This window comes from Lysinibacillus sp. FSL K6-0075 (genome assembly GCF_038592945.1).
GTDB classification, from domain to species: Bacteria; Bacillota; Bacilli; order Bacillales_A; family Planococcaceae; genus Lysinibacillus; species Lysinibacillus fusiformis_F.
Genome location: NZ_CP151947.1, coordinates 4,980,821 through 4,996,420 on the forward strand (window position 1 = coordinate 4,980,821; position 15,600 = coordinate 4,996,420).

Consider the following 15,600-nt stretch of genomic DNA (forward strand, 5'->3'; position numbering starts at 1 on the left):
AACTCGCAGGTATGTTGTCAAAGAGAGAATTGGAGACAAGCAGAGAACTAATATATACTCTTCTTATTAAATTTATCGACTAAACTTTGAGAACGTCTATGATTTGTACCAGAGAATAGTAGACTAATAACCGGTAATTTTCGAATAATAAAATACGATATTAAATGGCTAAATACAATCCCCAATAGTGATGCTAATACAAATTTTATATAGCCTGAAACAGGTACACTAATTAAAATATATTGAATTCCAATTAAAACCGGAATATGAATTATATAAACACAAAAGGAATTTTTAGCTAGAATCTCCATCCATTTTGATTCTCTATTTAATTTACGTTGAAATAATTCAATTAAACCAATTGAAAGTCCTGTACATAAAAAGGTCTCATAGATTGCATAAATAAGTGAACTACTATCCCATCCACCCCTTGAATGTGGTACAAACCCAATAACATTTAAAACAATTAATAAAACCCCTACAAATAACCATAAATTACCAACACTTTTAGGGATATGATAAATCCAGTTACTATTAGCAGCTGTTATTCCTAAAACTACAAATGCTAAATATTGAGGAAAGTGTGCATACTCCATTTGGATAAAACCTAGTACACCAATCCATTCATCAATCGAATAACTTGTTCGAACTAAAAAAGTAATTAACGATACGATAATAACAAATATAAAAATATGTTTATGTGTTGGGGAAATTGAAATTTTTGATAAATTAATATTTTTAAAAAGATTCATTAATAATAGATATATCAGTGAATAAATAAGAAGATGTTCAATAAACCAAAGATGGCCAAAATTTAGGTCTGGCCAAGATGGTCCTGCCCAATTTAATGGTTTTTCACCAAATCCTAGATAAATATTTTTATAGTATTCATATAACGATAGGTTAGGGTAACCACGAAATTCATTATAATAAAAGTACATTATTAAAGGAATTATTACTATAAATCCAAATAATAAAGGTATACCAATTCTCTTCAACCGATCTTTCAAAAAACCTATATTCCCTTTGTGTTTATACGCAAGAGGAATAAAATAAGCAGAAAGAAAAAAATAAAGACTCATATTAAAGGCAGAGTTTATCCCAAAAAAAACGCCCAAGTCAGAATCAACACCCAAATCTCGTACATACCAAAAACCATTTGCCCCGCCATAAGGTTGACCTGCATGGTGGACAATTACAGTGCAAGAAAGAAACACTTTTAAAAAATCCATAAAATGAATACGTGTATTAGACAACTCACATTTCCCCTTTTTGGAAATAACTACTAAACTATTTATAATACTTTTTAGACTCACGGTCAATATTTATCTTATTATATTATTGATTAAATTTTAGAATATTTATTTTACAATCATTATTTATGACTACGGGTCAATTTATATATGGTTAATTATGTGGAAGTTTACTTTAATATAAAATGTTTAGTGCAAAATAAAAAAGGAGCAGAATGGAACTGGAAATTCTAGCAGTTATGGGTCCTTTAAAACGTAAAAAAATATCATTGTCCGTACCCTTCTATTCTACTAACCTTCTAATTGGCAAAAAAGTCACGCGCTTTTATTGTTATTTATTAATTGTAATAACTTATATTCTCCGCAAAACTGAACTTTTTATTTAAATGAATTTAATTTAGGATTATTAGTGCCCCCTCACAATACAGCTGCAAACAATTTACCTTTCTCTATTAATTATGAAGCAAAATAAATCACTAATCATATCATTATCAATATGATTAGTGATTTATTCAAAAACCACACTTATTTATGATATGGTTCACCCTTCATAATCCTAAAACTACGATAAATCTGCTCGACTAGCACGAGCTTCATGAGCTGGTGAGGAAGTGTCATCTTACCAAAAGATTGCTGCTCATCCGCACGCTTCAGCACATCTTCGTGTAGGCCGAGGGAGCCGCCGATGACGAAGGCGATTTTGCTTTTGCCGTAGGTCATGAGAGATTCGATATCAGCTGCCATTTGCTCGGAGGTTTTCATTTTTCCGTTGATGGCTAGGGCGATTACGTAGGCATCTGGACTGATTTTCGCTAGGATGCGTTCTCCCTCTTTTTTCTTGACGATGTCCATTTCAGCTTCACTTAGTTGTTCAGGTGCCTTTTCGTCTGGCACTTCAATCAAATCCATTTTTGCATAGCCGCCAAGACGTTTTACGTACTCATCGATCCCCATTTTTAAGTACTTTTCTTTTAGTTTGCCGACTGATACAATCGTTATATTCACACGTTATCCACCTTTACAATTCATTTACAAACAAATTATCCACAAAAGTTATCAACATATCCACATGTCACTTCTATATATTGTGTAAAGTTATTTACTTGATACAATATATTCTGCTGGCTGTTCACAGTAGCTACACTTTGTGGATAACTTTTTACCCTCTTCGATTTTATCCATAATTGGGAACACTTTTTGCTCTGCTACAAACATGTCTAAAGCGTGATTTATATGGCTTTCACAGCTGTATTTTTCCATTTTCTGATGTCTCCTTATTTTCCGAAATTTCCACAAACTTATTCACAAATCAGTCTATGTTATCCACAATCTATTGTAACAAAGGAATGGCACGTATGGAAGAAGCGCCTTTTACTCGCGATTTCCTGTGTAGCATTAGTATTCACAATTTTCTAGTTATCCACAATATTTCATAAAAGTATTTTCTCCATCCTCACAAAAAAGCGATGGAGATTGATTAAATCTCCACCGCTCTTCATATTCTTTACATTGTATTACCGTTTGTTAATGTTAATGATAGTTCAACTAATTTACCTTGACGGTAAACTTTTAACGTTAATTTATCACCAATTTTTTTGTCATTATATAAATGTTTGCGTAAATCAATAGTTGTTTCGATTTTTTGACCATCCATTTCAACAATAACATCATATTGTTGGACTCCTGCTTTTGATGCTGCTGAGTTATTGATTACATCTGTTACCACAACACCCGTTGTCACTTCCGTAGGTAATTTTAATGTTTGTTGCTGATAGAATGATGGCACATCTGTTAAATCTGCTAAAGAAACTCCCATTGTTGGACGTTCCATTTTACCGTTTTTCTCTAATTCCTCAATAATTGGAATAGCTGAGTTAATAGGAATAGAGAAACCTAAACCTTCAACAGAGGATTCAGCAATTTTCATGGAGTTAATCCCTACTAATTCCCCAGCTAAGTTCACTAGTGCTCCACCACTATTCCCTGGGTTAATTGCTGCATCTGTTTGTAATACTTCTTGTTGCCAGTCTTCTGTCCCATCACCATTTAAGTCTACTGGTACAGAACGGTCTTTACCAGAAACAACACCTTTTGTAACAGAGCCATAGAAATCTAAGCCAAGTGGATTACCGATTGCTATAACTGTTTCGCCTTGTTTTAGCACATCAGAGTTACCGAAAGTTGCTACTGTTTTTACATTCTTTGAGCTTATTGAAATAACAGCAAGGTCTGTCCAAACGTCTAGACCTACTAATTGTGCAGGTTCTTTTGTTCCATCCGGCATTGTGACCTCTAACTGTTTTGCCCCTTCAATAACGTGGTTATTTGTAACAATAAAGGCTTTGTCACCTTCGATTTTATAAATAACACCTGATCCGCTTCCTGCCTCTTTTGTTGTCGTTGATGATGGACTCCAAAAGCCTCCGCTTGTGACTTCTTGAATGTTTGTGATGCCAACAACTGCGGGTGAGGCTTTATCAACTGCTGTTGTCACATCTGTCGTTATTTCTGTTGCTACTTGATTAATTGTTGGGTTATTTTTCTCTATATTACTTGATGTTGTCCCAGGCATTTGGTTGACAAGTCCCGGTAGCATAAGCCATACAAGTAAAGCACCTATAATGACACCAATCAGACCACTAAAGAAATAGCCGCCTTTTCCTCCGCCACCTTTCTTTTTAAGACGCTTAGTCTGCATTTCTTGCTCCTCACGCTCTAGTCTTTCTTGAAGAGGTGATTTCGGTACTTCATCATTTTTTAAGAAATCACTGTTTTTATCATCATCTTGGAAATAACTCATGTTCTTCATCCTTTCCTTTGGTTGCTATTTGTTAATTGTTACCCTAATCTTACGATTCAAACATTAAAATCAGATGAAAAACAAATAAAATGGGCATAAAAATAGCTGCCCAATGCATTTTTTTAAATGCATTGAACAGCTTCAAGTTTTGCCTAAATAGCTTATGATTAAACTGTGACCAATTTTGTTGGTTCTTCTGCATCCGTATCATAAAGATGAACATGCTCACCAACAAGGATGCCACAAGATTGCAAAGTTTGTGCGACACTCATACGTGCTAGCTCTTTCATATTATTATCTTTACTTAAATGTGAAAGATAAATATTGGTCGTCTTATCAAATACAACCTCACTCATAGCGATCGCTGCATCCTCATTAGACACATGTCCTACATCGCTTAAAATACGACGTTTAATAGACCAAGGATAACGTCCCATTTGAAGCATATTGACATCATGATTACTTTCAAAGACAAAAGAATCTGCGCCGCGGATAATTCCTTTCATACGATCACTAACATAGCCAGTATCTGTAATAATGACTAGCTTGCGATCATTTTCATGAAAAGTGTAGAACATTGGATCTGCTGCATCGTGTGAAACGGCAAAGGATTCAACAGCTAAAGAACCAAAATGCTTCACTGTATCCATTTCAAATTCAAAACGTTGCTCAACAGGAATGTCACCAACAAGCCCGTCCATCGCCTGCCACGTTTTGGCGTTTGCGTAAATTGGTACATGATATTTTCGTGCCAGTACACCAATTCCTTTAATATGATCACTGTGCTCATGTGTAACAAAGATACCACTGAGCTGCTTCATATTACGGTCGATTTTTGTAAAAAGTTGCTCCATCTTTTTCCCACTAAGACCCGCATCGACGATAAAAGCATGATCGTCATTCTCTACATAAATCGAATTCCCTGTACTGCCACTTGCTAAAACACTAAATCGCATTATTCAACTCCCCAGTCTTCTTCTTCGCTCTCTTGCTTGTCCTCCTGGATTTCGATGACTTTACCTTCTACTGCATTCACAAAGTACTCCTCTTTTGTCCCATCAGATAATTTCACTTGAACTTCCCATGTTGGCACCAATACCTGTGTACGTGTCAATTTAACAAGCGTTGAGTAACCTAGTTTCATTTGTGTAATACGCGAGTCTGGCTTGAGCGGTCCTTTTGCATACAAAGTTTGAATAATTTGAAGTGGTGGAATAACTGTTTCCTGCTGTTCCATTTCTTCAATATTATCAATCATTGTTTGTTCATACATTGTTACTTCGTTATTTGCATTCCATTTGATTTTTAATGAACCGCTATAATAGAACATTCGGTTGTTTGTCTTTTGGAAAAAAATCGCTACTCGTTCTTCGCGATCTACTTTCCATAAAGCATAAGATGCTCCTTCAATAATGTTTGCAAGGGCAAAATCTGTAAAGCTTGCATCATCACTCACATTACGTAATTTAATAGGCCTCATAAAAATAACACGTGCCTTTGTATTATTATCATCCTTAAATTTAATTTGTTGGTTGTTATTACTAAATTCAGCTGGTGTGAATTTATGCACTTGAGCTGTCATATACGAAGCAGATTCAATATTATTTGGTAATGTGCCATATGTAATATTGTCATCTTTTAAACGAGCTTCTATTGTTCTTTCACCAGGTACCTCAATATCCTTCGCTTCATTATAGCGATTGACATAAAGTGAATACAAGAAGATGTTAAGTATTAAAAAAACGAATATAAAAATAGATTTTGTTCTATTCCAATCCATTTTTAACACCTCCTAATACTTCAGGAGTCAGTTTAGTCCAACTACCATTACGAATAACAAACCAACAAGGTTCGAATATAAATATATTCTGTTCTTGATTTTGTGTTAAATAATAGCCCAAGACAATTTCATCAATATCAGACAAAGGTATACTGTTAGCGCTTTTTAATCTCTCTGCGATCTCCGCACCAGATGCTAATTCTTTAATTTCTTTCTCTAATGATATATCCATATCCAATGAGAAGTATGGACGCTTATAATGGAAAATTCGACTATCTCCCCAAATCGTTGTCATTCGTGTAATGACATGATTGCTATAGACAGGGAAACCTTGCAGATACATTTGATAATCTATTTGATTTTTATTGGTATTGGATGAAGCATAGCGGAAATCTGCCGTAAATCCTCCATGCTCATTAATAAATTCAAAGCTATCCTTTAAAAGCTTGGAAGGCTCGACTCTAATACTACTTTCTGCAGCTGGATATACATAGTTTAATGATTTAAGATTTGTTTCTAAGGTCATTAATGACATACCATCTGTATATTTTTCAGAGGATGCACTTTCAACATTACGCTGCACAATATTTGGATCTGGGAATAACACATTTTTAAATAATTCTGGTGTAATATCCTCAATAAAGTACGTATATTTTACAGATTCAATATTACTGTTTGCCAGATAAAGAGATGTATAGCCTTCTCTCTCTACTTCTTTAAAAACCTCATATTTTTTTGCAGGCTCAATGACTTCCTGTATAAATTGATTCATGTTTGGCACACTGACACGTGAGCGGAATAATGATTGGTTATTGCCACTAATGTAATACAACATTAATTCTTTGCTATTATAATTACTCCAATCTATAATCATACGATTGAACGTTGTTTCTGGTAATTCTTTATCAGTGAACTGAAAAGTCGTGTTAAAAGCTGAAAAGGGAATCTCTCCGGTAAAAAAGATAGTCATCCGATGATCTGCACCAATAATTTGATTCACATAGTTTGCAGAAAGATTGTTGTTTACAGGCACTAAATCTAAAACATTCCAGCCTTTAAATACTTTCATCATATCTTTCATAGCTGCGTTAGAAACCGTACCTGTAAACTCTTCTTCAGAACGGAAAATAGCCTTGTATGGGCGAATAATATCCTCCATATCTTTTTGCGGCTTAATTAAAATTTCCTCTCCCTCTGTTTTTTCAATGTATTTATAATCAGGTGTATAAGTCCAAATTAAAAAGGTTAAGATCACACTCAGCATGACAAGTAGAAATAATACAACAGATTTAACCGGCTCTATATATTTCATTCCCACTCACCTGCCTCACCAAATTCATCTGCATCATATGGTAATGTGAAGAAAATTGTTGTACCCTGTCCTTCTTCACTTTCAGCCCAAATCTTACCACCATGTGCTTCAATCATTTCCCGCGCAATAGCTAATCCCAAACCTGTTCCTCCCATAGAACGAGCACGAGCACGATCCACACGATAGAAGCGATCAAAAATACGACCAACGTTTTCTTTAGGAATACCCATGCCATCATCTGAAATCATGACCTTCAGCATGTCCTCTTGTCCAGTAAAGCCAAAGCGAATATTCCCACCATCTGGTGAATATTTAATAGCATTCGAAATGATATTATCAATGACTTGTGTGACCTTATCCGTATCAATTTCTACATAAAAGGATGTTTCAGGGAATAATCGTTCAAACTGTACTTTGTCAGACTTAGACATTTCAAATCGATCAATAATACGGTTAAAGAATGAATTAAATAAGACAATATCTTTATTCAACTCATAATCTGAACTATCCATTCTAGATAACTGCAATAAATCATTCACTAGACGAATCATACGCTCTGTTTCGGTTTGCGTTACATTTAAAAATGTAGGAGCAATATTTTCATCTTTCCATGCCCCATCTGCTAGTGCCTCTAAATAACTGCGCATTGTTGTTAATGGCGTTCTTAACTCATGTGATACATTCGATACAAATTCCCTACGATCCATTTCAATCTTTTCTTGCTCGGTTATATCGTGCAATACAGTAATCAGACCATTAATAAAGCCCGTCTCTTTTTGAATAACAGAAAAATTAGCGCGAAGTATATAGGGTGCATCCGATGTACTGAAGTTTAAATTGACTGCATCATTCATATGGATTAAGTCTTCAAAGCTATATTCCTGATCAATCCCCAATACGGAGGCGATAGGACGCCCTAATGTAATATCTCTGGAAATATGCAGTAGTTCTAGTGCAGGGTCATTGATTAGAATAATACGTCCCTTACGATCTGTTGCAATAACGCCATCTGTCATATTACTCAGAACTGAATCTAGCTTACGGCGTTCAGCTTCTGTGGTCGATTGTGCTTCCTGTAAACGGTTGGTTAGATGATTAAAGGTGACGGCTAGCTGTCCGATTTCATCTGTACCATATACACGCACTTTCCGAGAATAGTTCCCCTTAGCCATTGCCTGAGCCTGCTTTCGCATATCAGCAATTGGCTGTGTAATCGTTCGTGCCACAAGAATACCTAAGAAGATGGTAATGACCAAGGACATTGCCGTACCACCGAGGAAAATCTGATTGATATCATTCATTTGTTCAAAAACGGATTCAATATTGGCTTCAATATAGAGTACACCAATGATTTCATCGTCTGGTCCTGCACCAGCACGAATGGGGTTCGCTAATACCCACACACGATTTCTCGTTTTATTGTCCAGCTTAATAATATCAAATAGTGTTTCAGCAGATATTGCTCGACGTACAAGATCAGTATTAGAGCGTTGGCCTATTAAATTTTGATTTTCAAGCTCAGATGTTGCAAGTATTCTTTGTCTATCATCAATAACACGGATTTCTAAAATATCACCATTCGAAACATCCCTTAAACCAGTAGAAAACTCCATAACAATTGACTTTAGGCTTTCCTCTAGTTTAGGCATGCTTTCATCGCGTTCCTTTAAAATTTCTTCACGAAGACTATATTGCATCAAGTCAACTCGCTGAAAAATGGAATCTTGGAAGTTGCTCTTCAAATTTCGTTCTAATTCACGAGCGAAATAGATACCGATAATTTGTAAAGCAAGTAATATTAATAAAATATAAATCAGCACTAGTTTGACATGAATCGATTTAAAGAAGCTCACTTTCTGCATTCCTATTACTCCTGTTCAGGATTTCGTAAATAATAACCTACACCACGTCGTGTGACAATCCAAGCAGGATGACTAGGATTATCCTCAATTTTTTCACGTAAACGGCGAATGGTTACATCAACAGTTCGTACGTCCCCAAAGTAATCATAGCCCCATACTGTTTGTAGTAAGTGCTCTCGTGTCATTACTTGTCCAATATGTTTCCCTAAATAATGAAGTAACTCAAATTCGCGATGTGTCAGTTCAATTGCCTCATCACGCTTCATTACTAAATAAGCATCTGGTTGAATAACAAGCGATCCTACGACAATCTCATTCGACTCTTCCTCAGCCTCTTCTGCTGCTGGAGCGACCACTTGTAAACGGCGCATATTGGCCTTCACACGCGCAATCAGCTCTCGTGTACTAAATGGCTTTGTGACATAATCATCTGCACCCATCTCTAACCCTAATACTTTATCAATCTCAGAGCCTTTAGCTGTTAGCATAATAATCGGGAAGTCGTATTTTTTACGTACCTCTCTACAAACTTCCATTCCGTCACGCTTTGGCAGCATAATATCTAAAAGCATTAAATCTGGTTGCTCTTCCTCTACTTTCTTTAATGCCTCATCACCATCATAGGCACAAATAACTTTATAGCCTTCTTTTATTAAATTAAATTGCAAAATATCTGCGATTGGTTTCTCATCGTCAACAACTAAAATTGTTTTGTTCATACATTCTCTCCCTTTCGCTTTTTATCTATTCTTAAACAATGTGTATTGGTAAATTCACTACTCTTAACTCTATCATGCTTTCGCATTCTATGCATTAATCGATATTCGATCCTTCTAATACTGTGACATAAAGCGATGTATTTCAACAATTATTTCTCGGGAAATAATAGAAAAAGACAGTCCATTATTTGGACTGCCTTCTATTCAACATGTTTATCGGCCTACATAAGATAACGGATTTTCTAATGAACCGTTCTTTTCAACTTCAAAATGCAAATGTGTACCTGTCGAATTTCCAGTGGAACCCATAATACCGATCACAGAACCTTTTTCCACTACTTGTCCTACTTCAACATTGATTGAAGATAGATGTCCATAAAGTGTTGTAAAACCATTATTGTGATTAATAACAATGCGATTACCATAGGTGCCAGAAGTGCCAGCTGCAACAACTACACCATTATCAGCAGCTAAAATATTATAGTTACTTGGTCGAGCGATATCAATACCTCGATGGAAGGCTCCCCAACGTTCACCCATACCACTTGAAATATAGCCCCCGACTGCTGGCCATGCAAATTCACCAGTTCCACGTGAAGAAATAACCTTTGTACCGACTACTTCAATTTCATCTACTGGTTGTTGAAGGATTTTTTCCTCTAAGGCAACTTTTGATGTCTGCGTACCATTTTCAGATGTTAATGCATAGGTTGTTTCTTTTTTTCCATTAACACCTTCTTGCTTGATGACCTTTTCGCCTTTATACATTGTAGGATCTTCTTCGACTACTTTTTTAAACGGAATGATATCCGCAACTTTCTTTTCCTTTTTTACTTCAAGTGTTACAAACGGCTTTGCCACAGTAACATTTAATTCTTGTCCAATTTGTAAAACTGTATCCACTGTAATATCAGAATTCAGAGCTAACAGTTCGCTTGTTGTTAAATTATGTTTTTTAGCAACCGACCCTAACACATCTCCAGATTGAATTTTATACGTTTCCTGCTCAAGATAGCCTGTCATTAAATATTTCACGGCTTGCTCAGGTGATACAATATCAGTTGGTGTAACTTTTTGCGATAATCCTGAAACTCCTTGTTTAAAAGAAACATCTAGAAGTCGGGACTCACCATTCTGTAATTCTGGTAAATTATTATTAGATTGTTGGTTTTTAGATAATTTCTCTAATTCTTGCTGAGAAACATATTGTAGCTTTAACATTTGAACCGTTTTTTCATAAGCTTCCGTATTCTTTAATGATACTACCGGTTTATGATTTACTAATAATGTAAAGGCATCAGATTTAGCTACTAAAGATTGCTTAAGTTTTGATAATGTTTCTGCATCTTTTGTTTCATTTGTAAATACTTGTTCTGGGATTATTTTAACAGCTGAGCTAGCATCAATGGATAAACCTTTGAATTGCTGACTTGCTACTTTTTCTTTTGATGCAATAATTTCTTGAATCGCTTTCTCATCAGACACTGCACCAATATATTCATTCCCCACATAAACGTGGTAAATTTTATTTAAGTTTTCTTTGTTATATTCCTTAGCAAATCCCATATTAATCGTTAGGCTTGTCATTAAAACTACAATGATTGAAGCCTTTTTAAAAGAAGAAAAATTGTAGGTGAATCTATTGTTTTCTTCTTTTCTATTCCAAAACGAATTCATCAATAAAGCCCCTTCCAACTTTACCCTACTGTAGGATGATTTACCCACAAGGATTTTTTGCACCCCTATAATGTACCATAAAGAAAATGACGTTTGAACGATTTCGCTCTTTTGTAATGTAAATGTATTATTTATCTACTTATTGTTACATAGAATATATTTTATATAGTTTATAAATACTGTATTTTTATTCATATACTGGTTCTTAAAATACAATTTAAAAAATATCATGGGTATACTATTCTTTAATTTTTTTCAAGTGAATTTGGGCTTAATACTTTTTACTTTTTTAATATTCCGATAAAATGTATATAGAAGGTACACTATTTGATTGGAGCGATTAAATTGAGTGATTCACAAACCTCTGAGAACACAACAAAAATGTTGAGACCTCAGAAAAATAGCATGCGGAAAGTTTTTGCAAGAATTGTTATGGTGTCGCTAGGTGCGATTATAATGGCATTGAGCTTAGAATTGTTTTTAGTACCTAACCACATTATGGATGGTGGAATCGTAGGTGTTTCCATTATCACATCTCATTTATTAAATTTACCCCTTGGTATTTTCATCTTCATTTTAAACTTACCTTTTATTTTTTTAGGCTATAAACAAATTGGTAAAACCTTCGCACTGTCGACAGGTCTAGGTATTACCGTACTCTCGTTCGCAACACTTGCCTTACATAATATCCATCCATTTACGGAAGACACATTATTGGCAACAGTTTTTGGAGGAATGATTTTAGGAGTTGGTGTCGGTATTGTCATTCGTTATGGAGGTTCATTGGATGGAACTGAAATATTAGCTATTTTATTTAATAGCAAGACACCTTTTTCAGTTGGAGAAATCATTATGCTCTTCAATGTCATTATTTTTACGGTGGCAGGATTTATTTTTAATTGGGAACAAGCCATGTACTCCATCATTGCATACTATATTGCCTATAAAATGATTGATATTGTTATTCAAGGATTGGAAGAATCGAAATCTGTTTATATCATAAGTGATGACATTGATGAAATTGGACAAACTATTATGGATCGACTTGGTCGTGGCGTTACTTTCCTTCACGGAGAAGGAGCTTATACGGGGAATGACAAGAAAGTCATATTTACCGTTATTACTCGTTTAGAAGAGTCTAAATTGAAAACAATCGTCGCTGAAATAGATGACAATGCGTTTCTAGCCATCGGTAATATCGCCGAGGTAAAAGGTGGTCGCTTTAAGAAGAAGGATATTCACTAAAAAAGGGCATGCCGCATTTGGCACGCCCTTTCATTTTATTTCATTATGCTTCCCAAACGTCCACTAACACGTTTGTTTGCTCACGTGCAGGTCCAACAGAGAAAGTAGCAATTTGAATGCCCGTTAGTTCGCTAATACGCTCCACATAGCGGCGTGCATTTTCAGGTAGCTCTTCTAAAGTTCGGCAGCTTGTTACATCCTCTGACCAGCCTGGAAGCTCTTCATAAATCGGCTCACATTGTTCAATAATATGAAGATTTGCTGGATATTCTGTAATTGTTTCACCTTTATAGTTATATGCTGTACAAATTTTTACTGTTTCTAAACCAGATAAAACATCGATAGAGTTAAGGGCAAGATGAGTAATGCCACTTACACGGCGTGAATGACGAACAACGACTGTGTCGAACCAGCCTACACGACGTGGACGACCAGTTGTTGTACCGTATTCGCGACCTACCTCGCGAATTTGTTGACCCACTTCATCAAATAACTCTGTTGGGAAAGGACCATCTCCTACACGAGATGTATAGGCTTTGGATACACCTATAACACTTGTCACGCGTGATGGACCAACACCAGCGCCAATCGCTACTCCTCCTGCAACTGGATTTGAAGATGTTACATATGGATACGTACCTTGATCGACATCAAGTAAAATTCCTTGTGCACCTTCGAATAGCACTTTACCGCCTTCATCAAGGACATCATTTAAGATTTTAGATGTATCAGCGACATATTTTGCAATTTCTTGTCCATAACCATAGTATTCCTCGAAAATTTCTTCGAATGTTACCCCTTCAACTTCATAGAATTTCTCAAATAATTTATTTTTAATGGCTAAATTATGACGTAGTTTTTCTTCAAAGATTTCCTTATCAAGTAAGTCAGCCATACGAATCCCAATACGTGCTACTTTATCTTGATAACAAGGTCCAATTCCTTTACAAGTTGTGCCGATTTTATTGTCTCCACGACTTTCTTCATCAGCTATATCTTGTTTAATATGATAAGGCAAAATAACATGTGCACGATTAGAAATACGTAGATTATCTGTATTAATACCGCGCTCTTGTAAACCTTTAAGCTCCGTTACCAGTGATTTTGGATTCACAACTAATCCATTACCAATTACTGAAGTTTTTTCTTTATAGAAGATCCCTGATGGAATTAAATGTAATTTATAAGTTTCACCATCAATTTTAATGGTATGTCCTGCATTATCTCCACCGGCAAAACGAGCGATGGCATCGGCTTTGTGCGAAAGGAAATCTGTAATTTTACCTTTTCCTTCGTCTCCCCACTGTGTTCCTACAACTACTACTGATGTCATAATCAGCACCTCCGTTAGATACCTTTGTATCTCAAATTTCAAGCCTCAATTATTGTAACAATGATAGAAACAACTCGTCAATAAAAAATAGTGAAAAAACACGAACATAAAATCAAAAAATCTGATTCAACGTTCGTGTTTAATAACAGAATGGTATGAATATTATCGAACATTCAGATTAATTCATTCTAAGGGTAATATTTCATTACGGATAGGCAACTTATCTGAATGACGAATAACATGACTAATCACGTGGCGGTGGTGGTGGCATTTGTGACCAATCCACATTAATGAATTTATTGAATTCTTTTTTAAAGGCAAGTGTAACGGTTCCTGTTGGACCATTACGTTGTTTCGCAATGATAATTTCGATCATATTTTTATTCTCAGATTCTTTATCGTAATAATCATCACGGTATAAAAACGCAACAATATCAGCATCTTGCTCAATACTTCCCGATTCACGTAAGTCACTCATCATTGGCCGTTTATCTTGTCGCTGCTCAACTCCACGAGATAACTGTGATAAAGCAATAACAGGTACCTTTAATTCACGGGCTAATCCCTTTAAGGAACGTGAAATCTCTGATACCTCTTGCTGACGGTTTTCTCCTGGCTTGCCACTACCCTGAATCAACTGTAAATAATCGATTAAGATCATTCCTAGTCCATTTTCCTGTGCTAAACGACGACATTTTGCACGAATTTCATTGATACGTACACCAGGTGTATCATCAATAAAAATCCCTGAATTCGATAAACTACCCATTGCCATAGTTAGTTTACCCCAATCTTCTGTAGTTAAAGCACCTGTACGTAAAACTTGTGCATCTATATTTCCCTCTGCACAAAGCATACGCATTACCAGTTGCTCTGCACCCATCTCTAAAGAAAAGATTGCTACATTTTCACGTGCTTGTACGGCAACACTTTGTGCAACATTCAATGCAAAGGCCGTTTTCCCTACAGATGGACGTGCAGCAACAATGATTAAGTCGTTGCGCTGAAAGCCAGCAGTAATGTTATCTAAATCACGGAAGCCAGTTGGTATACCCGTTACTTCTCCCTTTTGTGATTGAAGTTGCTCAATATTATCGAAAGTTTCCACTAGCACATCTTTAACATGCTTAAAGTCTCCTGCATTCTTACGATTGGCAACCTCCATCATTTTCTTCTCTGCCTCACCTAATAATGCCTCTACTTCGTCTTCACGCGTATAGCCGTCCTCGACGATTTTCGTAGCGACCCGAATCAATCGACGTAAGAGGGCCTTTTCCTCAACGATTTTGGCATAATGGGCGACATTGGCAGCTGTAGGGACAGCATTGGCGAGCTCTAGTAAATAAGAAAGCCCGCCAACGTCCTCAATCTCTTTTTTAGCTGATAATTCTTCAGTAACTGTTACAACATCTATCGCTTTTCCTTGATCACTCAAGCGCAACATCGTTTCGAAAATTTTCTTATGGGCATTTAAATAAAAATCATCTGCCAATAAAATTTCTGATGCTGTTATTAATGCTTGTGGCTCAAGGAAGATAGCACCGATAACCGATTGTTCCGCCTCCCGGTTATGCGGTGGAACGCGGTCCATCATCGGTTCACTCATGGATCGTCGCTCC

13 protein-coding genes are annotated in these 15,600 nt (G+C 36.0%); 1 reads left to right on the forward strand and 12 read right to left on the reverse strand.

The window, feature by feature from the left end:
* Window positions 1-47: 47 nt before the first annotated feature.
* From MHB65_RS25040 to MHB65_RS25085, 10 genes are all read right to left on the reverse strand, one after another.
* Entirely contained in the window at window positions 48-1,256 is a 1,209-nt protein-coding gene (locus MHB65_RS25040; protein WP_342442096.1) for an acyltransferase family protein, read from the reverse strand.
* A gap of 522 nt (window positions 1,257-1,778) precedes the next feature.
* Window positions 1,779-2,258 (reverse strand): 23S rRNA (pseudouridine(1915)-N(3))-methyltransferase RlmH, encoded by a 480-nt coding sequence (rlmH, locus tag MHB65_RS25045; RefSeq protein ID WP_342442097.1) that lies wholly within the window; start codon window positions 2,256-2,258, stop codon window positions 1,779-1,781.
* A gap of 90 nt (window positions 2,259-2,348) precedes the next feature.
* The gene (locus MHB65_RS25050; RefSeq protein WP_342442098.1) at window positions 2,349-2,513 is read right to left on the reverse strand and encodes a CxxH/CxxC protein; all 165 of its coding nucleotides are present in this window, start codon (window positions 2,511-2,513) and stop codon (window positions 2,349-2,351) included.
* A gap of 244 nt (window positions 2,514-2,757) precedes the next feature.
* Window positions 2,758-4,053, reverse strand: a complete 1,296-nt coding sequence (locus tag MHB65_RS25055) for a trypsin-like peptidase domain-containing protein (protein ID WP_243456365.1) — start codon at window positions 4,051-4,053, stop codon at window positions 2,758-2,760.
* A gap of 167 nt (window positions 4,054-4,220) precedes the next feature.
* Entirely contained in the window at window positions 4,221-5,009 is a 789-nt protein-coding gene (locus tag MHB65_RS25060; RefSeq protein ID WP_205446286.1) for an MBL fold metallo-hydrolase, read from the reverse strand.
* Window positions 5,009-5,833 carry a two-component system regulatory protein YycI gene (yycI, locus tag MHB65_RS25065; RefSeq protein WP_205446287.1) on the reverse strand — a complete coding sequence of 275 codons (825 nt, stop codon included), beginning with the start codon at window positions 5,831-5,833 and terminating at the stop codon, window positions 5,009-5,011. The genes MHB65_RS25060 and yycI overlap by 1 nt, the downstream gene beginning before the upstream one ends.
* A complete protein-coding gene (yycH, locus tag MHB65_RS25070) occupies window positions 5,820-7,145 on the reverse strand; it encodes a two-component system activity regulator YycH (RefSeq protein WP_205446288.1) in 1,326 nt (441 codons plus the stop codon). Before yycH ends, yycI begins: the two co-directional genes overlap by 14 nt.
* Entirely contained in the window at window positions 7,142-9,007 is a 1,866-nt protein-coding gene (walK, locus tag MHB65_RS25075; RefSeq protein WP_205446289.1) for a cell wall metabolism sensor histidine kinase WalK, read from the reverse strand. The genes yycH and walK overlap by 4 nt, the downstream gene beginning before the upstream one ends.
* A gap of 5 nt (window positions 9,008-9,012) precedes the next feature.
* Complete coding sequence (yycF, locus tag MHB65_RS25080) at window positions 9,013-9,726, reverse strand: response regulator YycF (protein ID WP_036077923.1); 714 nt, start codon at window positions 9,724-9,726, stop codon at window positions 9,013-9,015.
* 213 nt (window positions 9,727-9,939) lie between these two features.
* Entirely contained in the window at window positions 9,940-11,403 is a 1,464-nt protein-coding gene (locus MHB65_RS25085; RefSeq protein WP_205446290.1) for a M23 family metallopeptidase, read from the reverse strand.
* 381 nt (window positions 11,404-11,784) lie between these two features.
* Between MHB65_RS25085 and MHB65_RS25090 the strand changes: the two genes are divergently transcribed.
* Entirely contained in the window at window positions 11,785-12,648 is an 864-nt protein-coding gene (locus MHB65_RS25090; RefSeq protein ID WP_342443792.1) for a YitT family protein, read from the forward strand.
* Between the two features lie 43 nt (window positions 12,649-12,691).
* Here the strand turns inward: MHB65_RS25090 and MHB65_RS25095 are convergent, their stop codons facing one another.
* A complete protein-coding gene (locus MHB65_RS25095; protein ID WP_205446291.1) occupies window positions 12,692-13,981 on the reverse strand; it encodes an adenylosuccinate synthase in 1,290 nt (429 codons plus the stop codon).
* Window positions 13,982-14,225: 244 nt separating this feature from the next.
* On the reverse strand, window positions 14,226-15,587 hold the full coding sequence (gene dnaB / locus MHB65_RS25100; RefSeq protein WP_004233370.1) for a replicative DNA helicase: 1,362 nt from the start codon (window positions 15,585-15,587) through the stop codon (window positions 14,226-14,228).
* Window positions 15,588-15,600: the final 13 nt, after the last annotated feature.

Coding starts and splice junctions, on each gene's coding strand:
- MHB65_RS25050 (WP_342442098.1), bottom strand. CDS start 2,513: ATGGAAAAATACAGCTGTGAAAGCCATATAAATCACGCTTTAGACATG.
- MHB65_RS25055 (WP_243456365.1), bottom strand. CDS start 4,053: ATGAGTTATTTCCAAGATGATGATAAAAACAGTGATTTCTTAAAAAAT.
- MHB65_RS25060 (WP_205446286.1), bottom strand. CDS start 5,009: ATGCGATTTAGTGTTTTAGCAAGTGGCAGTACAGGGAATTCGATTTAT.
- yycI (WP_205446287.1), bottom strand. CDS start 5,833: ATGGATTGGAATAGAACAAAATCTATTTTTATATTCGTTTTTTTAATA.
- yycH (WP_205446288.1), bottom strand. CDS start 7,145: ATGAAATATATAGAGCCGGTTAAATCTGTTGTATTATTTCTACTTGTC.
- walK (WP_205446289.1), bottom strand. CDS start 9,007: ATGCAGAAAGTGAGCTTCTTTAAATCGATTCATGTCAAACTAGTGCTG.
- yycF (WP_036077923.1), bottom strand. CDS start 9,726: ATGAACAAAACAATTTTAGTTGTTGACGATGAGAAACCAATCGCAGAT.
- MHB65_RS25085 (WP_205446290.1), bottom strand. CDS start 11,403: ATGAATTCGTTTTGGAATAGAAAAGAAGAAAACAATAGATTCACCTAC.
- MHB65_RS25090 (WP_342443792.1), top strand. CDS start 11,785: ATGTTGAGACCTCAGAAAAATAGCATGCGGAAAGTTTTTGCAAGAATT.
- MHB65_RS25095 (WP_205446291.1), bottom strand. CDS start 13,981: ATGACATCAGTAGTAGTTGTAGGAACACAGTGGGGAGACGAAGGAAAA.
- dnaB (WP_004233370.1), bottom strand. CDS start 15,587: ATGAGTGAACCGATGATGGACCGCGTTCCACCGCATAACCGGGAGGCG.